General features: G+C 32.5%; 19 protein-coding genes. 4 read left to right on the top strand and 15 right to left on the bottom strand.

The genetic code is table 11. The annotated features are described in order from the left end of the window. Nucleotides 1–137: 137 nt before the first annotated feature. From HNP99_RS14640 to HNP99_RS14590, 11 genes are all read right to left on the bottom strand, one after another. Complete coding sequence (locus HNP99_RS14640; protein WP_173854134.1) at nt 138–2,360, bottom strand: TonB-dependent siderophore receptor; 2,223 nt, start codon at nt 2,358–2,360, stop codon at nt 138–140. Between the two features lie 779 nt (nt 2,361–3,139). Continuing rightward, the gene (bla, locus tag HNP99_RS14635) at nt 3,140–4,018 is read right to left on the bottom strand and encodes a class A beta-lactamase, subclass A2 (protein WP_173854133.1); all 879 of its coding nucleotides are present in this window, start codon (nt 4,016–4,018) and stop codon (nt 3,140–3,142) included. Nucleotides 4,019–4,075: 57 nt separating this feature from the next. Then, entirely contained in the window at nt 4,076–4,705 is a 630-nt protein-coding gene (locus tag HNP99_RS14630; RefSeq protein WP_173854132.1) for a DUF2306 domain-containing protein, read from the bottom strand. Nucleotides 4,706–5,114: 409 nt separating this feature from the next. After that, a complete protein-coding gene (locus HNP99_RS14625; protein WP_173854131.1) occupies nt 5,115–6,053 on the bottom strand; it encodes an alpha/beta fold hydrolase in 939 nt (312 codons plus the stop codon). Between the two features lie 141 nt (nt 6,054–6,194). Next, the gene (locus HNP99_RS14620; protein ID WP_173854130.1) at nt 6,195–8,507 is read right to left on the bottom strand and encodes a type IA DNA topoisomerase; all 2,313 of its coding nucleotides are present in this window, start codon (nt 8,505–8,507) and stop codon (nt 6,195–6,197) included. A 196-nt stretch (nt 8,508–8,703) separates the two neighbouring features. Then, on the bottom strand, nt 8,704–10,119 hold the full coding sequence (locus HNP99_RS14615) for a carbon starvation CstA family protein (protein WP_173854129.1): 1,416 nt from the start codon (nt 10,117–10,119) through the stop codon (nt 8,704–8,706). Between the two features lie 236 nt (nt 10,120–10,355). Further along, a complete protein-coding gene (locus tag HNP99_RS14610) occupies nt 10,356–11,057 on the bottom strand; it encodes a hypothetical protein (protein ID WP_173854128.1) in 702 nt (233 codons plus the stop codon). A 220-nt stretch (nt 11,058–11,277) separates the two neighbouring features. Beyond that, nucleotides 11,278–12,123 (bottom strand): formate/nitrite transporter family protein, encoded by an 846-nt coding sequence (locus tag HNP99_RS14605; RefSeq protein WP_173854127.1) that lies wholly within the window; start codon nt 12,121–12,123, stop codon nt 11,278–11,280. 183 nt (nt 12,124–12,306) lie between these two features. Then, nucleotides 12,307–12,813, bottom strand: coding sequence for a hypothetical protein (locus HNP99_RS14600; RefSeq protein WP_173854126.1), 507 nt, complete (start codon nt 12,811–12,813; stop codon nt 12,307–12,309). Nucleotides 12,814–13,493: 680 nt separating this feature from the next. Then, nucleotides 13,494–14,336: a DUF4328 domain-containing protein gene (locus HNP99_RS14595; RefSeq protein WP_173854125.1), complete on the bottom strand. Its 843-nt coding sequence runs from the start codon at nt 14,334–14,336 to the stop codon at nt 13,494–13,496. Nucleotides 14,337–14,548: 212 nt separating this feature from the next. Next, complete coding sequence (locus HNP99_RS14590; RefSeq protein WP_173854124.1) at nt 14,549–15,043, bottom strand: DUF6265 family protein; 495 nt, start codon at nt 15,041–15,043, stop codon at nt 14,549–14,551. 237 nt (nt 15,044–15,280) lie between these two features. Between HNP99_RS14590 and prfA the strand changes: the two genes are divergently transcribed. The 4 genes from prfA (at nt 15,281) to HNP99_RS14570 (ending at nt 20,667) form a co-directional block, all read left to right on the top strand. Further along, nucleotides 15,281–16,357, top strand: a complete 1,077-nt coding sequence (prfA, locus tag HNP99_RS14585) for a peptide chain release factor 1 (protein ID WP_173854123.1) — start codon at nt 15,281–15,283, stop codon at nt 16,355–16,357. A gap of 219 nt (nt 16,358–16,576) precedes the next feature. Next, a complete protein-coding gene (locus HNP99_RS14580) occupies nt 16,577–18,598 on the top strand; it encodes a DUF5723 family protein (protein WP_173854122.1) in 2,022 nt (673 codons plus the stop codon). Between the two features lie 302 nt (nt 18,599–18,900). Then, the gene (pyrF, locus tag HNP99_RS14575) at nt 18,901–19,728 is read left to right on the top strand and encodes an orotidine-5'-phosphate decarboxylase (protein WP_173854121.1); all 828 of its coding nucleotides are present in this window, start codon (nt 18,901–18,903) and stop codon (nt 19,726–19,728) included. 132 nt (nt 19,729–19,860) lie between these two features. Continuing rightward, nucleotides 19,861–20,667: an ABC transporter substrate-binding protein gene (locus HNP99_RS14570; RefSeq protein ID WP_173854120.1), complete on the top strand. Its 807-nt coding sequence runs from the start codon at nt 19,861–19,863 to the stop codon at nt 20,665–20,667. A gap of 109 nt (nt 20,668–20,776) precedes the next feature. On the opposite strand, the gene HNP99_RS14565 is transcribed toward HNP99_RS14570, so the two are convergent. The 4 genes from HNP99_RS14565 to HNP99_RS14550 are packed head-to-tail and all read right to left on the bottom strand — an operon-like array spanning nt 20,777 to nt 26,981. Further along, on the bottom strand, nt 20,777–23,254 hold the full coding sequence (locus HNP99_RS14565) for a TonB-dependent receptor domain-containing protein (RefSeq protein ID WP_173854119.1): 2,478 nt from the start codon (nt 23,252–23,254) through the stop codon (nt 20,777–20,779). Beyond that, the gene (locus HNP99_RS14560) at nt 23,193–24,551 is read right to left on the bottom strand and encodes an HTTM domain-containing protein (protein ID WP_173854118.1); all 1,359 of its coding nucleotides are present in this window, start codon (nt 24,549–24,551) and stop codon (nt 23,193–23,195) included. Before HNP99_RS14560 ends, HNP99_RS14565 begins: the two co-directional genes overlap by 62 nt. 46 nt (nt 24,552–24,597) lie before the next feature. Next, nucleotides 24,598–25,719 carry an imelysin family protein gene (locus HNP99_RS14555; RefSeq protein ID WP_173854117.1) on the bottom strand — a complete coding sequence of 374 codons (1,122 nt, stop codon included), beginning with the start codon at nt 25,717–25,719 and terminating at the stop codon, nt 24,598–24,600. Between the two features lie 59 nt (nt 25,720–25,778). Then, nucleotides 25,779–26,981 (bottom strand): DUF4856 domain-containing protein, encoded by a 1,203-nt coding sequence (locus tag HNP99_RS14550; protein ID WP_173854116.1) that lies wholly within the window; start codon nt 26,979–26,981, stop codon nt 25,779–25,781. Nucleotides 26,982–26,986 lie beyond the last annotated feature (5 nt).

Genomic DNA, 26,986 nt, shown 5'->3' with positions numbered 1-26,986 from the left:
CCCAGAAAAAGATTTGGTTTTAAAAGTCCAAATGAAATTTTTGAGCAAAAACTTAAACAATCTGCATGAGGTTGCATTTGTTAATTGAATCCACCGTTTAAAAGTATTTTGAAACTATAAATTAATTAAAGTTTAGATTAAAACTGGTACGTTAATGAAGTCATTACTTGTCTAGGAGCAATAGGGTTAGCGCTGTAATTTTCATGAACAGTATAATTTAAGGTATTACCAACGTTAGATAATTTGCAAAGGATTGCTATTTTTTTCCAAGTATATCCTGCAGATACATCTACTGTTGTGTATCCGTCAATAGGTACTTCACGATCATTAATGCTAGTTACTCCAGTAGTTGCATCTATTACAATTTGATTGTTCCATCCCGCTACTCGATTACCAATGTAATTAGCAGATGATCCCAATGATAGTCCTTTTAATATACCAGAAGGCAATGTGTAAAAGAAGCTTAAATTAGCGGTGTTTGACGGTGTTCTAGCTAAACGATCACCTACTATGAAACTACCGTTTAAACCAGAAGTTTTAGTGTAGCGCATGTCATTATAACTATAACCTGCAATGATACTCAAACCTTCAGCTGGCCTTGCTGTAATATCGATTTCAACTCCTTTACTTTTTGTTGCTCCACTTAATACTTTGATGCTTGAATCACTATTATTCGATCCATCTGCTTTGAACTCTGCTGTTTGAGCTAAGTTGCTGTTTTCTATTTGGTAAACAGTAAAGTTTGTTGAAATTATTCCGTTCCAAAAATCTTTTTTAATACCTATTTCATATTGATCAATTACTGATGGTTTGATTGCTTTTAAGTCAACTGTAGTTCCTGAATTAGGTGTAAATGAATTTGCGTAGCTAGCAAATAAGGACAGTGCAGTTGTAGGTTGATAAACTAGTCCTACTTTTGGAGTAAAGGCTTTGTCTACACGGTTTGCGTCATCTGTAATTTTAGTAGGCGTAGTGGTCAAATCTTCCGTATTTACTTGCGCTTCTTGCCAAGACCAACGTATTCCTGCTAAAACTTTGAATTTTTCAGTAAGTGAAATTAAATCTTGTGCGTAAACGCCAAAACGGTTTGTTTCTGTTTTTACAATTTTAGTAATTGCAGCATCAGGAATACTACCTCCTTGGTCAAAATTATCAAAATCAAAGATGTTTCCGCTACCATAAGTAGAAGGATTGAATTTAAAAGTGTATGCCTGAACAAAGGAGTTCTCAAAATCTACTCCAGTAAAAATTTGGTGTTTAATTTTACCAGTATTAAAATTCCCTATGAAGCTTAATTGTTCTGATAGGATTTGTTCTTGATTTTTATTTTGTCCTAACGGTCGGCTCCAAGAACCATCTGCAGCAGGCTGAATACGTTCTGTTCCTTTAGAAGTTCGGTTGTAATCCTGGAAAGAAGAGTTGAAGTTTAATTTCCAGTTTTGGTTAAACTCATGATTTACTAAAGCGGAAACACTAGCTTGTTTTGTTTGTCCGTTTGACCATGTCGCACCTAAATAGGTGTTTCTTGGAACAGCAGCAGTTTCTTTACCAATAATTCCAGTCCCAAAATCAGGCGTCCAATCATCGTGTAAATAATCTCCTTGTAACGTGATATCTGTTTTATCGCTTACTTTAAATAAAAAAGAGGGATTAATGTAATAACGTTCTTTTTTTACTACATCTCTGTAGCTTTCGGAGTTTTCGTAAGAACCAATAATTCGGTAGGCAATAGCATTGTTTAGAGGACCATAAATATCAATAGAAGGTTTGTAGAAAGCATTGCTCCCCATTTGCATGCTAATTTCTCCACCTTTATCAAACGTAGGTTTTTTAGTTACCATATTCAATATTCCTCCAGGTGCCACGTTACCAAATAATAATGCAGCACTTCCTTTTAATAATTCAACACGTTCTAGCGAAGACACTTCTGGAATAGAGCCATTTGTAAAACGGAATCCATTTTTAAACATATTATTGCTAGACATATCGTACCCTCTAGACCAGAAAGTTTCTTGAGAACCTCCTCTTGCAGATCCTACGTAAACACCATTTGCGTTTTTAATAACATCACTTAAGCGTACTGCTTGTTGTTGCTTAATAACTTCACTGCTGATCACTTGTACACTCTGTGGAATGTCCATTGGCTTTAAGCCAGAACGTACTGCTGATACATTTTTTTTATATTGATTAGCTTTGATAACGACTTCATTAAGGGCTTCTCCTTTTTTGTTTTTAACAGTGTCTTTTTGTACAGTGTAAAACGCTTTATTTGGGCTGAGTCCTGAAGTGCTAGCTATTTCTTGCGCTTGGCTAGAAATACTAAATAGTAAAGCTATTGTAGGGAATAATATGGATTTCATGTTGTTTATTTAGATTTATTTAAAATAACGATGCAAATTTACACGCTTTTTTGACATGTGCAAAGCTTATTTAGACTTATTATTAATAATTTGTTTATTTTTTTGTTTTCCAATGCTTTACAATTAAAAGAATATGACTTTCCGTTTTGAGTGCTGAAAAATTGGCACACAAATTTTAAAGATATTAGCAAATCTATTATGATTTTTCAGAGGAAATCCGGGAAAACTTTAAGCTTATTATAATTAGTGACCCATTAGCGGATAGTCATGTTTAACTCTTTTCTACATAACTAACAGTTGATTTAAAATTATCAATTCGTAAGTTTAACATTGTAAATGGCTTTTTAGTAATAAATAGAATATCAGAGAAATATGCACGAATAACTTCCGTTTCAGATTTTTAATTTCCTGAAAAATCACCAACAAATAAAGTATCAACACTAACTTATGTTAAATCCACCGTATCCGTTTGATTTTGTAATAACACGGTCCATTTCTAACCCAGCCTGAACTTCCGTTTGTTGAATTAAAATAATTCAAACCAACAAAAATATTGTAATACAGTGGTTTGTAAATAAAAAAAAACCTAGCTGTAAGGCTAGGCTAATTTAGTAGGATACTGTAATTTTAAAGAAGTACTTAATAAATTTTAATATTTTATCAAAACCGAGTACAATATAGTTTAGTTTAATTTTATCACATTTAGAAAAGTCGTATGTAATCGTATTTTTCGAATATGCTTAATATGGTAATTGTACTGTTTATAAAAATTTTTGGTGCTATTTAGAATAAAAATCCCATGTTAATTTCGAAATATCAGCTATTATCTCTTCACTTTCTTTAAACGTTTCCGTAGTATTTTGTAGAAATATAGCTAATATAAAGTGTTTGCTATTAGGTAGTTTTACAATTCCAATATCGTTTATTGCAGCTGTTAGGCCATCACTATTTGTACCTGAAGTTCCGGGTCTATGGGCTACTTCTGCACCTAGAGGTAGCTTGCCTTTTATTCTATTTTGTGCTACTGAGGTTGCTACCATTGCGTTATAAAGAAATTCACGAGACTTTGCGGTCAATATTTTCTTTTCATAAAATTTTTTCAATAACGCAACAGAATAATTGGGTGTTGTTGTATTTACTAGTTGTGCATTCCAACTTTGATGCATTGCTTTTTCATCATTATGAATAATAAAATTGGGATTGTTAATAAAACTTTCAACTACTTTGACTCCACCAATTCTTCTTAATAAAACATCACATAAATTGTTGTCACTTTGAGAAACGGTATACTGCAAGGCTTCTTGTATAGTTATAGAAATATTTCCATCAGGATGTTTATCTCTAAACGGACTCCAAGTGTCAGCAAGTAATTCGGTTTTATTGATAAAGAGTTTGTCGCTTAAATTCAGTTCGCCTTTATCTACTTTATCTAATACCGTTAGTGCAATATGAAACTTAAAAACACTCAACATAGGAAACAACTTGTTTCCGTTAATACTTAGGGTGTCGCCGCTTTCTAAATCTAAAATAGATACGCCAATTGTAACTTTTTTCGAGGAAATTAAATGCTCTATTTGAGATTTTAATTCGCTCGTTTTTTGTGAAAATAGTTGTGAAGAAATTAGTAAAAAGGAACTTAGTATAAAAAGTTTTTTCATGTTTAGTGGTGTTACTCTTTTTGCCTAAAGATCTGCTTTTTTATCGGATATTTTTTTTTAATTCGTTTTTTGATTCCAGTAAATAATGTAAAGGGCTCCAATTATTGATGGCGTAATCCAAGTAATCAAATTCCCAATTCCTAATCCTGCAACTATGAAAGCAGTAATGGAGGCGATTAAAGCGCCAATCATTTTCCCGATGTGTTTTTGAAGCCAATTATTTTTATTTTTTGAAACATTTTTAAAGAATAGAAAGTCTTTTACTGTCATAAATAATCCTAAACTACCAAAAAAGACAAATAAGATTCCGTTAGTAATGTTATTCAAAACACAATAAATTCCAATTAGAATCATTACTAGCGACAAAAGAAGCATTGTCCCTGATATAATTTTATCAAATAAATCAGCTTTATTTTTAGACTTAAATTTTATCGCACGATTACCTGATACCACTAGATAGATAGTAAATATTCCAATTAGAAATAAAAATAAGTTATGATGTTTTGGTATCCAGCAAATTAGTAATGATAGTACAGAACTTGTAAGCATTCCTACTGAGAATAATTTTCCTAATTTTTGATGGGTGTTAGTTCCCTTTTTAGAGATTACACTTCCTACACCGGTTATTAATCCAATTCCGCCAAAAAAGGCATGAATGTAAATTAAGATTTTTATAGTTTGTTCCATTTTAACTTTATTTAGTTACTGTGGTTCAAACCTCGTATTATAAAGTGATTTAATAAAATAGTAATTACCCAACTGTAGATTATTATGGTTGAGTTGTTAAATGAAGGTAATAATTCGTTTTTTTATTGGGCGTTATTATATTTTAATGAAACATAAAAATATAATAGTAGGGCATGAGTTTTAAAATGCTGTGTGTAGTTCTTAAATATTTTTTTTAATCAGTACTTTAATTTTAAAGAGATAATGTTAATTTTCATGACTATCCGTTACTAGTCTTTAATTTTAAACTAAAAAAGTGGATCATATTTCAAACTAATTTTTATCAATTCAAGCGGAGTCAGAATACAATTGTAATTTTTAATTTAATTAAGTACTATTATACAAATAGTATTAAGAAATAGAAGAGTTTTTATTTTAAAAAGATAACCATGTCCTCGTTAACAGCTTTAGACTGGTCAATGCTTAAAAAGTGTCCTGCATCTTTTATTATTTTTGATTGCCCTTTTACTAAAATGTTTTGAACTTTTACTAAACTTTTTTCAGAATTAATCACATCATGATCACCAATTAAAACAAGAACGGGGTTTGTAATTAATCTTAAATCATCATCTGAAAAAGGCTGCATTTTAAGCATCCCTGTATTTGATTTAGCATATTTATTGGCCAAATAAAACTGTTTGTTATATACTGGGCTAATGTTTTCAGGATGTGTTGAGAATATTTCCATTGTTTTATCAAATTTTTTCTGACTAGGGAAAAGTTTTAAAAACAATGCCGTTGTTGTTTTACCAATTTTATCAACAAATTCGAATGTTTGCGCCGGACTTAATAAAATCATTTTGTTTATAGAATTATTCTTTTGAGTTGCTAATAAGGTAGCAATCCAACCGCCACGAGAAGCTCCAATAATATCAAATTGCTTTAATTTGTAGTAATTAAAAATATCATTGTACCAAATAACAATATCATCAGCTGAAAGGGATTTTGATGTTAAAGTTGATTTGCCTGGTTCTTCTAAAAAATCGATGGCATAAATACGATGGGTTTTTGCTAAAGCTTTTATATTGGGATACCACATTGTAGAGCTGGCATCCATGCCATGTAAGAGTACTAATTTTTTTCCGTTTTTAGGACCTGCTAATACGATATGCGCTGTTCCAAATCTAGTTTTAATATTTTCTTGCGAATAAGGAATTCCCCAAAGTTTTAAGGAACGATTATAAGATTTAATATAAGTAGTTTTTTCTTTTTTTGATTGAAAAACGTAATCATCAAACTTTACTTTTTTTGAGGAAGCACAACCAGCAACTAAAAATAAGAAGGCGAATTTGAGTAATAATTTTGACATAATGATAAAATTCAATTGGTGTCAAAGGTACTTTATAAACTTATTTTAAAGTTTTAGAATTTCATGTAAAAATTATATAATTATACTTTTAATGAATGTTGATTTCAAAAGCTACTTAACAAATTGTTGTTACGTAGATTTCTAACTATTCTCTTTCAAAATGCTGTACACTACTTCTTTAGTTGGTTTTTGATCTTTTAATTTTTCTCTAACGACATCAAAAGATACTTTAAAAGCACAACCTGATTTATAATCGCTGCAACCGTAAGCAGTATTTCCCTTGATAACCGTACCTTTTTGACATTTTGGACAAGCTAATGCATCAGCAGCAGTTTTGCTCTCTGTTGATGGAGTAGGTGAAGCTGATTTTTTAGGTTCCAATATAATTTTGAAGTTTTCGTCAAAACGAAGTAATCCTTCTACTGTACCGGTATCCGTTTTAAAATCTTTTAAATTTACTGTAGATCCTTTTTGTAGTAAACGCAGGTACTGATTCTCTGATATTTTTTTATCTGCAAAAGTAAATGGCAATACAAAGTCGCAACCCACTTTATAATTGGCACAACCGTAAGCCGATTTCCCTTTTAAAAGTGTTGTTTTTTTACATTTCGGACAAATTTCTGCCGCGATTCCTGCTGCTTTCTTTTTTTCGACTTTTGCTTCTTGTTTTTGAGCAGTGCCAGCATGCGAAATATTAGCACGGGTAGTTTCACTTCGAACTTCATACACTAAAGCATCTACCATGCGCTTCATGTTGTTGATAAACGCCGCAGCACTAAATGTTCCTTTTTCTATGTCTTTCAATTGCTTTTCCCAAGATCCAGTAAGCTCAGCTGATTTCACTAAATCATTTTGAATAGTATCTATTAGTTGAATTCCGGTAGGAGTAGGTAAAACTTGTTTTTTATTCCTAACGATATATTGGCGTTTAAAAAGGGTTTCAATAATATTCGCTCGCGTTGACGGACGACCTATACCGTTTTCTTTCATTAATTCGCGTAGGTCTTCATCATCCACTTGTTTACCTGCGGTTTCCATAGCACGCAGTAAAGTTGCCTCTGTAAATTGATTGGGAGCTTTGGTTTCTTTTTCTAAAAAAGAAGGTTGGTGCGGGCCTTTTTCTCCCTCAACAAAATCTGGAAGTAGGTCAGCTTCTTTCTCTTTTGCATTAGCATTTTCAAAAACAATACGCCATCCTTTTTTGAGAATCACTTTACCAGTAGTTTTAAATAAAACATCTGCAGCTTTACCTATTACTGTAGTATTCGCAACCGAGCAATCATCATAAAATACGGCTATAAAGCGTTTGGTAATAATGTCGTAAACCTGCTGTTGATTGAATTGTAAATTGCTCTGGATTCCTGTTGGGATAATTGCGTGGTGATCCGTTACTTTTTTATCATTAAAAACTTTTGTTGATTTTTTTATTTTCTTTCCTAAAAGAGGTTCTGTTAATGCGGCATAATTCGTTAGTTTTTGTAGAATTCCAGGCACTTTTGGATAAATATCATTGGGTAAAAAGGTGGTGTCTACTCTGGGGTAGGTCACTACTTTTTGCTCGTATAATGTTTGTACAATTTTTAAAGTTTCATCTGCTGAAAAACCAAATTTAGTATTGCAATATACTTGTAAGCCCGTTAGGTCAAAAAGCTTTGGTGCATACTCATTTCCTTTCTTTTTTTCGATAGAAACAATCTCAAAATCACTTTCTTTAACTTTATTAGCTAAGCGTTCTCCGTCTTCTTTTTTCAAAAAGCGGCCGTCCTCATAACTAAAAAGCGTTTCTCTATATAACGTTTGCAGTTCCCAGTAGGGCTGCGGTTTAAAATTTTCAATTTCTTTCCAGCGATCGACAACCATAGCTAATGTTGGCGTTTGTACGCGACCAATTGACAAAACTTGTTTATAACCACCGTGCTTTACGGTGTACAAACGAGTAGCGTTCATACCGAGTAACCAGTCGCCAATGGCTCTTGAAAAACCCGCATAGTACAAGTTATCATAATTTGCAGATGGTTTTAAGTTGTCAAAACCCTCTCTAATTGCCTCTGTAGTTAAGGATGAAATCCAAAGCCGTTGTACTTCTCCTTTGTAGTTGGCTTCATTCATAACCCAGCGCTGAATTAACTCTCCTTCTTGTCCAGCATCCCCACAATTAATTACTAAAGTAGCTTTATCGAATAATCCTTTTATGATCCTAAATTGCTTTTGAATACCTGAATTCTCCACTACTTTAGTTTCAAATTTTTCAGGAAGCATGGGTAAGTTGTTCAAATCCCAACTTTTCCAATAGGTTTTGTAATCGTTAGGTTCTTTTAAAGTACACAAATGTCCAAACGTGTAGGTGACTGCGTAGCCATTACCTTCATAGTAGCCATCATGCTTAGTGTTAGCTCCTAATACGGATGCTATTTCTCGTGCTACACTTGGTTTTTCGGCAATACAGACTTTCATTTTTACTACTTGTTTTGAGGGCGCAAATTAGGAATTTAGAAGTTGGTATGGAAATGAAATCTTCAGGAGTTATGAACGAATTGAATAGGGCTTAAGATTAACAAGGTTGTTTTTGAAAATTATAAATAGTGATTTAAAACTCCAAAAAAAAACTACAACTTGTTAAGGCTGTAGTTTTAAATATTTTAATTATCAGTTATTCCATAACCTCTTTTCTTTTTTTCATTATTACAAAAAATGAGATTGTGATTAGAACAGTGATTACTAAACCAATCCAGTTTGAAGTAGCTACATCAAGACCAAAACCAATTGTAGGGTCATAAAATAAATAAGAACCTATTACTGAAGTGATAAAGAAAGCAGGTGCTAGTGCAATGATATAGTGTGTTTTCTTTTGGTACAAATAAACAGCGCCAATCCATAAAGCGATGGCTGCAGTTACTTGATTCGCCCAAGAGAAATACCTCCACAATAACTGAAAGTCTATATTAGTAAGAATATAAGAAATTACGAATAACGGAATAGCAACCATAAAACGATTTTTTAATTCTTTTTGATCTATTTTTAAGTAGTCAGCAATAATCATGCGCGCCGCTCTAAAAGATGTATCTCCTGATGTAATAGGTAAAACAATAACCCCAAGTACAGCAATAGTGCCTCCAACAGTTCCTAAAAATACAATTGCAATTTTGTTCACTACTGCAGCGGGACCACCATTTGCTAAAAGCATACTTAGATCATCCCCATTCATTAAGCTCATTGCTGCTGCTGCCCAAATCATGGCAATAACTGCTTCAAGAATCATCATTCCGTAAAATATTTTTCGACCATCTCTTTCATTATCTATTGTACGAGAAATAATAGGAGATTGGGTAGCATGAAACCCCGATAATGCACCACAAGAAATGGTTAAAAATATAACTGGATAGTAGGGGATATTTTTTGGGTGCAAATTTTCAAGCGTTAATTCGGGTATTGGGTTTCCGTACATAAACATTCCAATACAAATTCCTACAGCACTAACGAGTAGCATAAAGCCAAGTACAGGATAGATTTTCCCAATGACTTTATCAATAGGTAAAACCGTAGCAATGATGTAATAGATAAATATACACAATACAATTATACTCAGGAGGCTGGAGTCATCACCAATTAAATCATCAATCATTTTAGCGGGCGCAGTGACAAAAACAGTCCCCACTAAAAGAAGCAATAATAGCGTGAAAAAGTTGACTATGTGGCTAAAATATTTGCCTAAAAAACGAGAAGCTAATGCAGGTAAATGAGCACCACCGTACCGTAATGAAATCATTCCAGTAAGGTAATCGTGCACGCCACCAGCAAAAATAGAACCAAAAACAATCCATAAAAAAGCAGAAGGGCCGTAAAGTGCACCTAGAATTGGGCCAAATATAGGTCCTACGCCTGCGATATTCAAAATCTGGATAAAAGCATTTTTGTTGCTATTCATGGGAACAAAATCAACTCCATCTTCAAGAGTATGAGCGGGAGTTGTTTTATTAGGATCAGACTTGAATGTCTTGTCGACAAACTTTCCATAAATAAGATATCCTAAAAGTAATAAAATAAGGGAGATAATGAATGTGATCATATTTAGCTATTTTTATTATGAATATTGCTACTATTCTTTAAATATAATATTTTATTGGTAAATAAATATAGCTTTTAAATTGTTATTCGTTTTTTGTGAAATTCATTGAGAATAAAACAATACTATAAGCCGAAAACGGGTTTTAGCGATTATAAATTGCTGTGTTTAATAATGTAGCGTTTTTTTTGGATGGTAAATGCTGTATTCTTAAATGGGATATTTCCAGATAGAATACTTTAAAGTTTGGACTGTTTTAACAGTTCGTCAAAATTAGGTTCGTCAAACAGTAGTTCTGTTTGCTTATTAGTTTCGCAATTATTTACAATTAACGGAAGGCTTTTTATTTTATCAGATGCAACCATTAAGTAGTAGTAATTCATATCGGTATTTATTTCTTCAAAAACGGCAATTCCCTTTTCGTTATCAATAATATGAATAATCAGTTTTTTGTCTTTTTGGGTTACGCCAGTTAGTTTGAATTCGAACGTGGCGTTGTCAATTTTATTCTGTTCGATAATTTTACTTGCAAAAGGACCTTCGCCAGTCCAATCAATAAATTCGTTATCATCAATTGAAACCTTAAAATAGGTATAAAAGTCACAAGGATAGTAGGTGTAAAATTTACCTTGGTATTGTTTTATAGGCAACCATTTTGTTTGTGCAATAATAGGTGTTTTTTTAATAAGCGGAGATTCGTTTTCTTTCAAATAATTAATTGAAAACTGATAGCTTACATCATCAGTGGGACTAAAATCCCAATTATTGATGCGATCATAATAAGAATTATTTGGGTTGTCAATCAAAGTAATTGAGAGCGTCGTATCATCAACGCTAACTTTTTTTATAGAAACAGAATCCTTAATACTCCCTTGTCCAAAAGAGGAAAAACCTATTACCAGAATTACAGTCTTGATCGTGTTTTTAAATATTTTTTCCATAAAGTTTCAATCAATTATAAAGTTTCAATCAATTATAAAGTTTTATTAGAATGAAAGAATCGTTTAGGAGTATTTAAACTACTCTAAAACTAAATTTAGAAACGCAAAAAATGGGCATTATATTATCAGTGTGAACGTTTTAGGTTCTATCACTTGTATTAAATGTTAGGATACTTCAATTATAATAAAATGCGAATTAGAGTATTGCTTGTTTTGAATATTATTTAGCATAGTTTGATTCGAAAATTCGATATTTAAAAAGGCCTACGACTATGGCGCCTCCAATACTGTTACCCAACAAGGCCAGAATTAGAAACCATAAATAATCAAAAAAGCTAACTGTGTCTGAAAATAGAAAGGCGGCAAATACCTCAATATTACCTACAATACTGTGATGAAACCCTCCAAAACCAATAACAGCAGTAATCATAAAAATTAGAAATATTCGCGTCAGTGAATTCTTGGCGCTATTCAATAACCAATTAAGCAAGCCCATTAACCATCCAGCAACTATTGCACTTAAAAAGAGCACCCAAGCATCATGGTGGACTACGTGAGACCCTATTTTTACCATTGTTTCATGTGTGAATAAATTTAATTGTGGCGCTAATAAACCAATGAATAATGTAAAAATAATTCCACCAACAATATTGCCTAATATTACCAAACCCCAAATACGAAGCAATTCTCTTATTGATCGTTGCCCATTAAGAACAGGTAATGTTAAAACAGAAGTTTGTTCAGTAAAAAGAGCTGACTTGCCTAAAACAACAAGAATGAACCCTATAGGGTAGACCAAACTAAATAACTTAAAAATTGTATTTTCGGCTAAAGTGCCTTCTAGTAAATAGTATAAGGTACAAATCATGAAGTAGCTGAAACCTATTTCAAGTCCTGCAATAATAGCACTTAATGTAATGGCTTTATTTTTAATTTGGAATATCTCTTCGCCTTCATGAATCACCCGACTTAATATTTCGCGATATTCATTTACACCATCTACTTCTTTTGATGTTTGCTCTAATTCTTCCTGATATTTTTCTTGTTCTTTTTCTTCAGTTTTCATAAGACTATTTATTAGTAGCAGAACTACTGTAATTTTAAAAACCATCCGTCCTGCTGTACGCTTTATTCCTGATAAGTAAACTACGGCAAAAATGCCTTGTTTACTAAATCAGGCGATACCGCTGCCATCAGGGCTAGGGGAGTCTGTTTTTTACTTTTAATAAAACATAAAGAGAACTGCTAACTAGTCGTTCTCGTCAACAAGTAATTTTAGAGAATTGATATAATCAGTATCAAATTCGATTACTCTTACTTTACTGTGCTTGAAACTCATCACACCCTCAAATTCACCCTCTGGACTCAAGAAGTCCATGACCAATTCCTTATCTGTGAATTCCATTAACTTACCTAAGTAAACCGCCTTATCTGATTTTTTAGCAACTTGAAAAACGGGGTACTTATTAGCCAAAAAATAAATAATTGACTCTAAATTGGTCAAAGGAATAATTTCTTCAGCACTTGTTTTTAGTCCCTTAAGTTTAATTACTTTCTCTGTAAACTCGTGATCCTTATCCTGAATAATTGCTTTTACGTTTTTGTTTTTTAAAATAGTAAAACCATCAATTATAAAATCAACAGGATTATTTTTAAGTAAAATCCAGTCTTCTGTCCAGTCAATTAAAAAACCGGTAAAAATGTCTTTCTTATCTTCAAACTCAATCGAAATCAATTGACGTAAATATTTTTCCATAATGTAATGTCGCTTTATAGAGCAGCAAAATATTGCTGCGTCAAGTATTTTTTTAAAATCTCAATTTAAGAATATTATTGATAGCAACAAATTTAATTGTAATAGCTCATAAAAGAGTAAAAGCATTTTAATGTTACTATTTAAAGCTGGAATATTGATAATGCAATCTTAATAGGTTTTGTCTTTAGAAGATTACAGTAAAGCAAAGTTAACTAGATACAAAGTTATAAGTTGTATTGCACATATCATTCTGTGTTTGATTATAGTTTGTTTGAATTTTTATTTCCTGTTGCAAATGATAAATAGATTTTAAAATAATAAGCTTAAAATTGGGGTCATATTTATAAAAACATAAGAGAGGTTGATATTTAAGTCCCTGAGCCTTCTTGTTGCTATAGCTTGTATGGGTACAAAAGTTGGTAGAATAATTATATTTATATAAAATAAATTAAAAATTGTTTATTATCTAAACTCATTTCTGATAATAAAATAAGTATTGCTACTTGTGATAGTAATAAATTCGAAATTCAGTACTTGTAGGTTTTCCAGAAAAAGAAGGAATAAAAAAAAAGTATTTTTAAAATATCGCATCATTTTTAACTTTCCTTTTTAATAATAATTGTTTTATACCAAAAATACTTAAACGCAAATAGTTTTAAATGTTTGTTTTTTTTATGAAATTAATCAAGATTTTCAGGTGTTTTTTTTCTTTTTTCCAATTCAGAAATTTTCTCCTCTTTCAGTGAGTATGATTTAATCATCATAACAGTTATGACGGCTAATAGTATTCCAAATATTGATATTACAATTTGCGCAATGGTGTTATTCAAGTAATCTTCGATTGTTTCTGCTTTAAAAGATGATTTTAAGATATAGTTCCCAAAATAGTTAGTTATAATCCATAGACCCCACCATACTCCAATTCCCGAATTGCTATTGTCTAATATTTCATCTGTATTTGATTTTATTAGAGCAGTAGTTTTATGATGCATTTCTTTCATGATTTGGTAAGGACGAAAAAAGGATATTATTGGAACAAACCAACTACCTGCGGCCCAACTTTCTGCATGATTACAGTTTGCTCTTATGTTGAGGTTATAATAAGCACGTCTAAACCATTGAATAAAAGTAAATGCAGAAATAAAGAAAACTATTAGATAGAGAATACCTATTATTCGAACTCTTGTGTCATTTGTATTAATCGTTTGAGTGCTAACGTATTCATTATTTTGTAATGAACAGAGTAATTTGTATTGTAAATAAAATGAATATACTGAAATAATATCAACAGCCGAAACCAACCAGATTAATAATTGAGCGCGATTTGCTCTTTGTAAATTTGGTTTAATTGCATTAATCTTATTTTGAAAGCCTAAAACAATGTCATTATCCAAAGCAAAGTCTTTACAAGTATCTTCGAACTCGATGTTTTTTCCTTTTAGATTACAAATGTTTTCTTCTTCGCTTACTCTTTTTTTTCGATTCAAACATTGTTTACAATCATCGAATTGTTCTGTAGTCATTTTTAAGTTAGGTTTTTAATAACTGGTTGCTGGTTGTTTTTTGTGAAAGCCAATACTATTCGTAATAAATTAATAGCGATCTCACAATTCAAATATATACTATTTTGGCTATAATTATTAAAATTAATTGATTGATAATTGCTTTTATTTTTTGGTTTAAACCAAAAAAAACCTTGCGTGATGCAAGGTTTAGAAATAAGTATTTGGTTATTTTATTTTGTTCTAATCAGAATAAATTTTTCACTGCTTGGTTTGCCTTGTTGCATTCCAGATATTTCAGTTACTAAGCTATCTTTAGAAACCAAAGTATAGGTGATTTTTTGTGGATAATTGTGCGTTGGGTTTTCAAAAATCAGCGACTTATCGGTAGTTTTTGTTAATGGGAAAGCAACGGCTTTGTCGTCATTTTGCCCCATTACGGTTGCGTTGTAGCTAAGGTTTTCTCCTAATTGCGTTAGTTCAATGGTCTCGTTATGGATGGTATCTTTTCCTTTTAAGAAGTAAGAAGTTCCTGTGTAAGTACTGTCATTAACTTTTTTCCAAGATTCTGATAGTGTGCCGTCTTCTGATTTGTTTTCCCAGTTTCCTAGCATCCAGCGAGCGGTTTTTATTTTGTCTTTTTCGTTGTCATTAGTTCCTATTTCTTCTGATTTTTTACAGGAAAAAAAGAGTGTGATAAGTAGTAATAGGATAATTTTTTTGTACATAATAATTTGATTTATGATGGAATTGAACACAACAAATTTATGAAAAATAAACGCAACTAGCCCAGATAAAAGCGGCATCCTTTTTATCCTGAAAATTGTTCCGGATATGGAATTACTTTCGGGATAAAAAGATATAGCGGCTAGCTGGAAATAGCTCCTAAAAAAACTGTATGCTAACAACTGTTAACTGTAAACTATTTTTCGTAATTTTGCACTCCAAATATAAGGACTAAGATTATGTTAGATAGACTTCAAATAGTTAAACAACGTTTCGATGAGATTTCGGATTTGATTATCCAGCCGGATGTCATCTCTGATCAGAAGCGTTATGTGCAATTGAATAAAGAGTATAAAGACCTGAAAGCATTAGCTGAAAAAAGAGACGAATACGTGATCTTAATGGCAAATATTGATGAGGCAAACGAAATAATTACCGATGGTAGTGATGCGGATATGACCGAAATGGCCAAGATGCAACTAGATGAGGCTAAGGAAAGATTACCGGAATTAGAGGAAGAAATTAAGTTTATGTTGATTCCTAAAGATCCTGAGGATGCTAAAAATGTTATGGTGGAAATTCGTGCCGGAACAGGTGGGGATGAAGCGAGTATTTTTGCAGGAGATTTATTCCGTATGTACACTAAATATTGTGAAAACCGCGGATGGAGAACATCTGTAGTGGATATGAATGAAGGTACATCAGGTGGGTTTAAAGAGGTTATCTTTGAGGTTACTGGTGAGGATGTTTATGGTACTTTGAAGTTTGAAGCGGGTGTTCACCGTGTACAACGTGTGCCCCAAACAGAAACACAAGGGCGTGTGCATACTTCTGCAGCGACAGTTATGGTTTTGCCAGAAGCTGAAGAATTTGATGTGCAAATTGACATGAATGACGTTCGTGTAGATTTCTTTTGTTCGTCAGGACCTGGAGGACAATCTGTAAATACAACGAAATCAGCGGTACGTTTAACGCACGTTCCTACGGGATTAGTGGCGCAATGTCAGGATCAAAAATCACAACACAAGAATAAAGATAAAGCGTTTATTGTATTGCGTTCTCGTTTATATGAACAAGAATTAGCTAAAAAACAAGCCGAAGATGCTACTACTCGTACTTCTCAGGTAAGTTCAGGTGACCGTTCAGCTAAGATTCGTACGTACAATTATGCACAAGGTCGTGTAACTGATCACCGTGTAGGATTGACATTATATGATTTAGGAAATATCATGAATGGTGACATCCAGAAAATTGTTGAAGAACTAGCCTTAGTGAACAACATGGAAAAATTGAAAGAAGCTAGTGAAGTTTATTAATTAAAATAAACAGTACTCAAAATAATGTATCAAGAGAATGGAATAAATAATCTTGTGTACAGAATAAATAAGTTGAAAATGCCATACTAATTATTTAGTATGGCATTTTTTTTAAATAATCATAATGTTAACTTAGTAATAACAGGAAAGTTGTTCTTAAATTTTTCTTATTTTTGCCACAATTATAAGATTAATTAAAAGAATCTAATTCGAAAGAAAATGAAAAAAAGTTTATTGTCTATTCTTGTTTTTGCAAGTTTTGCATCTGCAAATGCGCAGTCCTACCTTGGGTACACCCATGATAATTATGCGGGAGTTCAAGGTGTGTTGTTTAATCCGGCATCTATTGTTGATTCTCGTTTTAAAACAGATATCAATTTGTTTTCTATAAGTACTTCTATTAATAATGATGCTTATGGAGTAAGTTTATCTGACGCTTTAAAATCAGATTATGATTTTGACACACAAGCAAGAAAGTCATTTTCGAATAATAATAACTTGGCTTTCAATACAGATATTATGGGGCCATCGTTCATGTTTAACATTGCTCCAAAACATTCTTTGGCAATTTTTACTAGAGCGAGAGCATTTGCAAATGTGCTTAATGTAAACGGAGAAGTGGTAAATGATATCACTAAAGATGCTAATGTTAGTTTTCCTACAGGTACATTAGGAAGTCCTAATGCTATTGGGAATTCATGGGGAGAGCTGGGAATTTCTTACGCAGCTGTTATTATGCAAAAAGGGCAACATTTTTTAAAAGGAGGTGTAACGGCTAAATATTTACAAGGTGTCGCTAATTACCAATTACAAGGTAATAATGTAACGGTACGTTATGATGATAGAGGAAATCCGCTAATAGATACTTATACCACTACTGGTACTGCAGTTTATGGATCAAGTCAAGATTTTGCTACAAATGACAACATTGATATTGATTCTAAATCAAGAGGTTTTGGTTTTGATTTAGGTTTGGTTTATGAATGGAGACCTGATTATGATGCTTCAAGAACAGATATTAATAATCTAAGAGATGAGAACAAATACAAAATTCGTTTTGGTGTTTCGGTGACTGATATAGGTTCAATGAAATATGACAAAGGAATTTTGAATAGTTATGATTTGAATAAAACTATTACTGCAGCAAATTATCAAGATGCAGATAATTTTGATGAATTCATGAAAAACAATTATACAAATACAGTAATCAACGGTTCAGTAAAATCATACTTGCCAACAGCTTTACACGCAGATGTGGATTGGAATATTCATAGAAAATTCTATTTAAATGTAAATGGAGATTTTAATGTTGTTGATAAAAACAAACTAAGTCAAAATAGTATTGCTAATAGAGTGAGTTTGACGCCTCGTTTTGAGTCAAAATGGTTTAGTTTCTATGTTCCTATTTCTTATATGGATTACAGCAAACAAGCACAAGTGGGTGTTGGTTTACGTACTGGTGTTTTCTTTATAGGATCTGGTTCTGCAATTTCTAATCTTATTTCTGATAATTCAAGAGCGGTTGATTTTCATTTAGGTTTAAAAATCCCTATTTATCAAAAGAAAGACGCTATTGTTGAAGTGACAGAGGTAATGATTGAAGAGACTGCACTTGCTCCGGATAGTGATGGAGACGGTGTGATTGATAGAGATGATGCTTGTATTGATATTGCAGGTCCTGCTGATAACAAAGGTTGTCCTTATCCTGATAGTGATAATGATGGAACATTAGATAAGGATGATAAATGTCCTACAGTTGCAGGTCCAACAGAAAATAATGGATGTCCATGGGCGGATAGTGATGAAGATGGAGTTGCTGATAAAGATGATAAATGTCCTACTGTAAAAGGTACTGTGGCAAACAATGGTTGTCCTGAAGTTACTGCTGAGGTAATTATAAAATTAAATACTTTCTCTAAAGCGGTATTGTTTAACTCTGGAAAAGCTACAATTAGAACAGAGTCAAATGCTAAATTAGAAGAAATTTTAAAAGTGATGAATGAATTTAATACTGCTAACTTTATGTTAGAAGGATACACTGATAGTACTGGTTCAGTAGCTAGAAATTTACAATTATCAAAAGAAAGAGCTGCAGCGGTAAAGGATTATTTGGTTGCTAAAGGAATTAGCGCTGATAGACTTTCGTCAGAAGGATACGGAATCATTAAGCCAATTGCCTCTAATAAAACTGTAGTAGGAAGAGGATTGAACAGAAGAGTTGAAATTGTATTAGTGAAATAAGTCATAAAAACAATAGTTATATTTTATAAAAGAGGTCTGAAAAGGCCTCTTTTTTTGGTTAAAACCAGCAACTGATATGATTTGCATCAAAAGAGAGCATTGTCCAATCATATTTCTTTCATATCGAGTATAGTTGAGATGCAATAAAGGTTCTCGATTTCGATCGAACTTATATTTTACTCGTTTTATAAATTGCATTGGTTTTAATTAAATACCACGCTCACACATTTTTTCAGGAATCACAGATATTTCCAAATTAATTGAATTCAAGTTTGTAAATTTGCTGAACAAGCAAACTACACATGACTACACAACAACTTATTGAGCAAATTAAAATTAAAAAATCATTTCTGGCTGTAGGGCTAGACGTTGATTTAGAAAAAATTCCGCAACATTTATTACAACTTGAAGATCCTATTTTTGAGTTTAATAAAGCCATTATTGATGCTACACATGATTTATGCGTAGCCTACAAACCCAATATTGCTTTCTTTGAAGCATACGGAATTAAAGGATGGATGGCATTGCAAAAAACGATCAATTACATCAACGACAACTACCCTGATATTTTTACAATTGCCGATGCAAAACGCGGCGATATAGGAAACACATCATCAATGTATGCTAAAGCATTTTTTGAAGATTTGAACTTTGATAGCGTTACCGTTGCTCCTTACATGGGGAAAGATTCAGTGGAACCTTTTTTAGCCTTCGAAAACAAACATACGATTATGCTGGCTTTAACATCAAACGAAGGAGCATTTGATTTTCAAACGCTTTTAGTAGACGGAAAAGAACTGTACAAGCAAGTGCTGGAAACGTCAAAATCTTGGAAAAACAGTGAAAACCTAATGTATGTTGTAGGTGCTACAAAAGCAGAATACTTTACAGAAGTTCGTAAAATTGTTCCTGATTCTTTTTTACTAGTTCCTGGAGTAGGAGCACAAGGAGGGAGCTTAGCAGAAGTATGTAAATACGGTATGAACGACAACATAGGGCTATTAATAAACTCATCAAGAGCCATCATTTATGCTTCAAAAGAAACTGATTTTGCCAAAAAAGCAAGAGCAGAAGCTTTGAAAATGCAGGAAGAAATGGAGGATATCGTTAGTTTAAAGTTTAAGGTTTAAAGTTTATTGGATTATGTATAAATTTTAGACACGAATTGCACGAATTGGCACGGATTAAAAGTAGTGATCTTGTATTCTTCGCGGTTAAACTTTAAACTTTTTTAAACCTTAAACAAATTAAACTTTTCTCCTTTGAAACAAAAAACCCTAACAGACCAGCTCGGAACAACACACACTTTTCAGACTTCGCCTAAGCGTATCATTTCTCTAGTTCCATCTCAAACAGAATTGCTGTATGATTTAGGATTAGAAGATAAAATTGTGGGTATCACCAAGTTTTGTGTACATCCGTATCATTTTAAATCGACTAAAATGCTTGTTGGTGGTACTAAGAAAGTTAATTATCGAAAGATAAAAGAACTGCAACCTGATATTATAATTTGCAATAAGGAAGAGAATACTCTAGAAATAGTAGAACGCTTGCGCGAAATTTGCCCTGTTTGGGTAACTGATATTCACATCATCGAAGATAATTTCCAAATGATAACTGATTTCGGGCAACTTTTTAATGCGCGTACCGAAGCCAGAAAGTGGAATGATAAACTCGCTTTTGCTTTAAGCGATTTTAAAAATTTTATAGCAACTATTCCAGTTAAGAAAGTGGCCTATTTTATTTGGAAAAAGCCCTACATGGTAGCTGGTTCTGATAATTTTATTACTGCATTATTACAACTAAATCACTTTGAAAATATATATAAATATAAAGGTCGTTATCCTGAAGTAGCTATTGAAAATATAGTAGAAGATGGCGATCCTGATTTTATATTTCTATCCTCTGAACCTTTTCCGTTTAAAAAAGAAGACGGTTACGAGATTAGTAATTATACCAAGAAAGCGCAAACTGTCTTAGTAGATGGCGAAATGTTTTCGTGGTATGGTAGCCGCTTGGTAAAAGCGTTTGAATATTTTAAAATGCTGCATCGTAATATTAGTAATTAGTTTTTTGCTTTCGCAAAAGCGTTACCTTATAAAAAAACCATTTAGAAATTAAGTTCGATATACTTAGTTTCTAAATGGTTTTTAAATTATAGAATGTTTTGTTTTAGACCTAAAATAAGAATTCTAAAGTGGTATAAAACGACCTGTTATCTGATGGGATAATTCCTGGACCAGGATATCCTGTTGCTCTTCTTGTAAAATAACTGTGGTTGGTAAAATTCGTTACACCAGCTTCTAATTTCCAATTTTTCCATTTGTATGAGCATGAAACATCTGCTACGTAGTACGAAGGTATTTCTCCAAATATCCCGTATGTGTTGTCATTGTTATCTGTAATACTATTATTAGCCTCTGTAAATTGTGACGAGACATAAGTAAGTTGTAAGCTCGTCATGAAGTTTTTATATCCTATTCCAGTTCCAGTTTTGATATTGAAAAGCGGAACAAATTCTACTTTATTTCCTTCAATATTAGGAGCCTCAGATTTTAAATATTCTGAGTTGGTAACGGCAATATTCGAAAAAGCATTCCAAGTAAAGTTCTCATTATCTTTAAAGAATGTTTTACTCAAACTCCAGTCAAACATACTCTCGAAACCATAGGTAACTGCTGTTCCTATGTTAGAGCGGTAACGAACCACAGCTGCAGCTCCATTGGGATTACGGGTTTCATATTCACCAATTTTATCGTTGTAATACAAGCCGTAAACACTTGCGTCAAATGTTACGTTGTTCCCTAATTGACCACGCACACCAATGTCTGAAGTAAAACCTTTTTCATCACTTATATCGGGATCAATCACATTACTAGGACTTACCGTACGGATATCATTAAAAGTAACTGATCGGTAATTTTGAGATACGTTTCCATACATTTCTATTTTGTTTGTTGGTTTATAGCTTAAACCCACACCTAATAAAACAAAATCTCTGTCCTTAATATTATTCTCAAATTGTTCATCATCAAGAATTACATTTCCAGCTAAATCAAGATTTATTTTTCTGTAAGAACCTTTGGCTTGCGTTTTTATTTTTTCGAATCTAAACCCAGGCGTAATCGAAAAGTTAGAAGTGATTTTGAAAATATTTTCTCCAAAAACTGCTAAGTTTAAATTTGGGAAAGTATAGTTAGATTGATTTGCATAGGAAGGAAATTCAGTAGCTGCTAAGTTAAAATTAGCATCACTTCCTGTACTTCCAGGACCTTGAATTCCAGTGTTTTTGGATTGGTAATATTTAGCACCAATTAAAAATGCACTGCTGTTTCCTCTTAGATTGTATCGTTTTAAATACCTCGCTTCGGCACCCCAATTTACAAAATCACCTTTAATTAAATCCCTTACAGTTCCATCAGTATCTATACTAGAAACACGATTAGAACGGAAACCTACTGTTTTTCGGCTTGCATTTAAACCAAATAATTGTAATGAGAAATCAGCACTGTTGTTGAATTTGTGTTCAAGTTTTAAAGCAAATAAATTCCAGTCTACAGCAAACCAGTTTCTAGCACGATTACTTTGTCTTGGATTTTCATTAAACATAGCATCTGTTAATCCACCACCTTGTTGTGCTAAGTAGTTGAAATAGGTGTAATCAAAATGTAGTGCTGTTTTGTCGTTGAATTTATAATTTAAATTGGCAAAATAGTTCTTACTCTCAAACTCAGAATTAGGTCTAAAGCCATCGCCTTTTTTATAATTGAAGAAAGTATAATAGCTGAATTTTCCGTTTGTACCACTTAAAGAAGTGAAATTAGTAAACAAACCATAAGAACCTAAAGTGTTTCTCGTTACTAATTCAAAAGGTTTAGTTGTTGGAGACTTTAATTTAAAGTTCACTAAACCACCAAACTGAGTTCCGTATTGTAAAGAAGCCGCTCCACGAATTACTTGGATTTCATCCAAAGCTTCGGTAGGAGGGGCATAATAACTTTCAGGATATCCTAAAACGTCGGCACTTATATCATAACCATTTTGACGGGTATTGAAATTAGAAGTTCGGTTGGGATCTAATCCGCGTCCTCCAATGCTCAATTGCAAACCACCATCTGAACTTTCGTTAATTGTTATACCTACAACTTGTGCAAATATTTGACGTGCATTATTTGTTGCTTTATTAACTGTTAAATTGTCAATGGCAATTACCTCGGTTTTTTTACCAGCATAAATCGCTGTTCCTTCAATGTCTTTAAGCTTGTGAATAGCTTGTAATTTTTGATTTTGTTTTTTTATAATGACCTCGGTAAGTTTGTTTATCTTGACTAAAACAATTTTGATTGTACTTCCTGTAGAAATACTGTTTTGCTCTACAATGCTGTAGCCTTCTTTAAAAAAGACAAAATCAAAACTAGCTGATTTCTTTTGTTCTATTTCAAAAGATCCATTTGTGTCTGTAAATAATTTAGTATTTGTAGACCTATTAAATACTTCTACTCCGGACAATTTTACTCCGTTACCATCTGTGACTACGCCAGAAATTTTATTCTGTGCAAAAGTCAATATGGGAAGTAATAAGAATAAAAACAGACTAAAATCCTTTAATGTTGTTATTAAAAGGGAGTATCCAGGTTTTGTGTTTGAAACTTTCATTTTCGTTCGCTAAATTTATTTTTGAATCTATATATTTCTGACTTAATCTTCCGTTTAATGCTACGTAGCTTTCTACATAAACTTCGGGATTATTAATGCCTTGTTGTTGATAGTAATTGTGTAGATAATGTGCATACTCTAAAATAAAATCAGGCTGAAAAGCCATTTGTTTTTCTTGAAAAGTAGTTAAAAAGTGACTGTTGTTAACAATGATTTCCTTTTTAGTAATGGCATCTCTTACGGTAAATGTTGCGTAACCTGCTTTCTCTATTAGCATGACGCGCCAAGAGAAACGAAAACCTTCTTCGGTCCAGAATAATTCATTAGGATAGCAAAAATATCTAAATGGAAACAGTAATTGCAACAATACAAAACAGCCAATAAATGTTAATTTGGCTTTAGCCAAAAAATTAAATTCTTGTATTTTTTCTTTTCCATTTTCATAGATGGCAATGCTGCTAGAACCTATTTTTGAAATGGAATTGAGTATTTTTTTATGCAAATCAGGGCTAAAGAAAATTAATGAACTAATGATCATTACATAAGGAAAAACGCCAATTGGGAATAATATTTTAGTTAAGATATGGAATACCACAACTAAAATAAAACCAAATAATCGCGTTCTTTTATAGAGTAATAAAAATACGATTCCAAGATCATATATTGCGCCTGTCCAGCTAAAAGCGTAATGTACCCAGTTTTGATTCAATAACGATCCTAGAAAAGGAAGGTTTGAGTTATTAGGCAGCCAAATTTTTAATGGCATAGCACTTATAAGCCAGTCTGAATTAAGTTTAGCCAGTCCCGCATAAAAATAGACGATGGCTAATAATAGTTTTAGAATATCAATGTTCCAAGTTGGGATTTTTTCAAAACGTATCTTCTCATTTTTATACGCATCAACAGAAAAATAACAGTTTGCGGGTAAAAATAATAATACAAAGCTGATTATTGTGATAAAATAATAATGATTGAGATAAGTGGTTTTATCCATTAATTCAATGTAGGTAAAACTCAAAAAAAAGGCGAGTATTGACCATTTGTATTTGTAACCAATAGCTACAAATAGTGCTGAAATCCCAGCTATTATAAATATGAAATAGGTGTAATTACCAATAGGTTTTACCCATTCAAAGCCATAATAGGTAAAATGGAAGTTGGGCGTAATGTAGAATTTTTGAATCCAACCATAACTCGCAAAACGAATCAAACTCAGTAGCATCATTAAACCAAACGCTAGCCTGTAAAAGGCTAGCGTTGCAGCTGAAGTATATTGTTTGAAATAATTGTGTATCATTATTGGGAGTGCTAATTATCAAAAGTCTGTTGTATTTTAGACTTTATTAATCTCCGTCACCATCAACATAATCAATAGTGATATTTAATGCTTGCATCATATCTAGTTTTGTATAAACAACATTTTGTTGTAAAACGTCGTAAGCAATAAGAATTTTAGCTTTATCAGTAGTTATCTGAGTAAAAAAGTTAGCGTTTAATGTGTTATTTGAAGCAATTATTGCTACATACTGATCATTAATAATAGTGCTTAGCTTTTGGCCACTTCGCATAGCATTTACAAAATCTAGGTAAGATTTTAAACCTTCACCAGTTGTAGTGTTGTTAAAGTGTTTTCCGTTAAAGAAATCTTGTGATGCTTGTACTGCTATATTTAGCAACTCTCTTGAAACATCTTTTTTATAGAAGGCTTCTACTTTTTCAGGAAGAGCTGTGCCAGTAGAGAAAACACCTGCAGGGATACCAATTTTTCCAGAACGTACATCCTTTTCTAAATTTTTGACAAATACGTTTGTTGTTATATTTACAGATCCACTTACTGAAGTTCCACTATTTGCAATGTAAGTAGTTCTGTAAGATGAGTTCCAGTCAGTCAAAACGGCATCGGCTGTTGTTTTTAATCTTGAAGTAACATCAGTTAAGTATTTTTGGTATTTGCCAGCATTTGCATTAGTGCTATAAAAAGTCACAATCTCAGCATCAGTAGTTCCTAAACCGTTGATTAAATAATCTAAAGCAGGAAAACCTTGTTTGTCAAATTGAGATAATAATGAAAGGTTATATCCACCAGACATAATGTTGCTTTCAATTTCAGCGGCATTAGTAGGGTAGGTATTGGCAGTTTCTTTTAAATTAAGATCTTCTGATTTCCCAAAACTATAAATGGCTACATATTGATATGCTTTATACGCTTCTAACCAAGAAGTTCTTACTGCTGCAAGATTAACTTCGTTTGCAGTTGCGTTAAAAGCGGTAATATCTGTTGCTAAGATTTGTAATTTAGCTTGATAGTTAGTATAGCTAGGGATGATAATGTTGTCAGCCCAATTTGTTAAAAGCGCTTTCCTATCAAAATTGCTTGATGCTGTTGTTTCATCGGTGCTATCGCTAGATGAACAAGCTGCAATAGTAAGTAATGCACTAAAAAATATAAATAGTTTCTTCTTCATGTTGTCTTATTTTTGGCAAAAATACAAAACCTATTGTACTTATCTGTATTTATTCTAAATTAATTTACTGTAGCAGCTTGCTCCACTGTAAAACCAAATGTTGTTGCGATTTGTGTAGAAAGGGTGTCTAGTTTAGCTCCTAAAGTATCAATATCCCATAATCCATTTGTACCACTAACCATTGAGGCTAACATAGCATCAACTTCCGTTTTTGATAAGTAAGGATTGTTAGTACCTGGTTTGTTTGTATAACGTAATGAAATAATAAAACCGTAAGCTTCAGAAAGTGCGTGGAAAGCTTTTGCCCCACCATCAGTAGTTAGTTTTCCTTTACCATCTTGTAAATAATAAACCGCTCTTACAGCAGGAACTAAGGCTAGTTTTGCTTTGATAATATCAATTTGCGCATCACGAGTGGTGTAATCATTAGCAACAATTGCAGCTCTACCAGTACGGAAAGCCAAATCAATATCTGTTTTTAAGGTATTAAAATCACTATCAGCATTTACTTGTGAAATATAACTACTCCAGTATTTTGTGCCATCTGCACCATATATGTAACCGTAAGCTTCATCCCAAGCATGCTCCATTGTTGTGTATTCCTTGTCTTCTTCAAGTACTTTATTAGTATTATTGATTTTATTACTCGCTTCGTCTAGTTTATTTTTACTTAGATAATTGTTTACAACTTGATCCATAAAACCAGCACCCATCATTCCTTTTAAAAGAACTTGTTGCGGCTCTAATCCATTTGCGGCAAATAATCTTGAACTTGAACCATCAAGGTAAGATCCTGCTAAACCAGCCGAAGCTACAGTACCTAAACTAGCTTGGTTAGCAAATGTTAATTGTGTTTCAAAAAAAGCTTGAACATTTGTTTTTTCTACCGTGCTTCCGCCGCCTAGGAATAATTCAAAATAATCTTTTGACGCTGCAGTTTTGTTTTTTAATTGCTTACCTGAAGTATTTAATTCAGTTGTAGAAAACGGATTGTTAGTATTGCTGTACATGTTAGATAGAACTGCATTGTCTACAATAGTTCCTGCAGTTGCAGCTGTTTTAATATAATTCCCCATTTCTTCTAACATCAATAATCTACTAGATTGACCAGAATAATCAACAGAGGTAACGCTATTTCTCTCGAAAGTATAGGTTGCCGGAATAGTATAATTTACAGTGGTATCATCATTGTCATTTGAACAAGATGTAATAGATAATGATGCAACAATTGCCGAAGCGAAAATTAATTTAGAATATTTCATATTGG

The organism is Flavobacterium gelidicaeli (assembly GCF_013294005.1).
Classification (GTDB): Bacteria; Bacteroidota; Bacteroidia; order Flavobacteriales; family Flavobacteriaceae; genus Flavobacterium.
This window is presented reverse-complemented; position numbering and strand designations above follow the sequence as displayed.

Bases quoted from the DNA above. Each gene is read 5' to 3' on its own strand.
- HNP99_RS14640 (WP_173854134.1), bottom strand. From the start codon at position 2,360: ATGAAATCCATATTATTCCCTACAATAGCTTTACTATTTAGTATTTCT.
- bla (WP_173854133.1), bottom strand. From the start codon at position 4,018: ATGAAAAAACTTTTTATACTAAGTTCCTTTTTACTAATTTCTTCACAA.
- HNP99_RS14630 (WP_173854132.1), bottom strand. From the start codon at position 4,705: ATGGAACAAACTATAAAAATCTTAATTTACATTCATGCCTTTTTTGGC.
- HNP99_RS14625 (WP_173854131.1), bottom strand. From the start codon at position 6,053: ATGTCAAAATTATTACTCAAATTCGCCTTCTTATTTTTAGTTGCTGGT.
- HNP99_RS14620 (WP_173854130.1), bottom strand. From the start codon at position 8,507: ATGAAAGTCTGTATTGCCGAAAAACCAAGTGTAGCACGAGAAATAGCA.
- HNP99_RS14615 (WP_173854129.1), bottom strand. From the start codon at position 10,119: ATGATCACATTCATTATCTCCCTTATTTTATTACTTTTAGGATATCTT.
- HNP99_RS14610 (WP_173854128.1), bottom strand. From the start codon at position 11,057: ATGGAAAAAATATTTAAAAACACGATCAAGACTGTAATTCTGGTAATA.
- HNP99_RS14605 (WP_173854127.1), bottom strand. From the start codon at position 12,123: ATGAAAACTGAAGAAAAAGAACAAGAAAAATATCAGGAAGAATTAGAG.
- HNP99_RS14600 (WP_173854126.1), bottom strand. From the start codon at position 12,813: ATGGAAAAATATTTACGTCAATTGATTTCGATTGAGTTTGAAGATAAG.
- HNP99_RS14595 (WP_173854125.1), bottom strand. From the start codon at position 14,336: ATGACTACAGAACAATTCGATGATTGTAAACAATGTTTGAATCGAAAA.
- HNP99_RS14590 (WP_173854124.1), bottom strand. From the start codon at position 15,043: ATGTACAAAAAAATTATCCTATTACTACTTATCACACTCTTTTTTTCC.
- prfA (WP_173854123.1), top strand. From the start codon at position 15,281: ATGTTAGATAGACTTCAAATAGTTAAACAACGTTTCGATGAGATTTCG.
- HNP99_RS14580 (WP_173854122.1), top strand. From the start codon at position 16,577: ATGAAAAAAAGTTTATTGTCTATTCTTGTTTTTGCAAGTTTTGCATCT.
- pyrF (WP_173854121.1), top strand. From the start codon at position 18,901: ATGACTACACAACAACTTATTGAGCAAATTAAAATTAAAAAATCATTT.
- HNP99_RS14565 (WP_173854119.1), bottom strand. From the start codon at position 23,254: ATGAAAGTTTCAAACACAAAACCTGGATACTCCCTTTTAATAACAACA.
- HNP99_RS14560 (WP_173854118.1), bottom strand. From the start codon at position 24,551: ATGATACACAATTATTTCAAACAATATACTTCAGCTGCAACGCTAGCC.
- HNP99_RS14555 (WP_173854117.1), bottom strand. From the start codon at position 25,719: ATGAAGAAGAAACTATTTATATTTTTTAGTGCATTACTTACTATTGCA.
- HNP99_RS14550 (WP_173854116.1), bottom strand. From the start codon at position 26,981: ATGAAATATTCTAAATTAATTTTCGCTTCGGCAATTGTTGCATCATTA.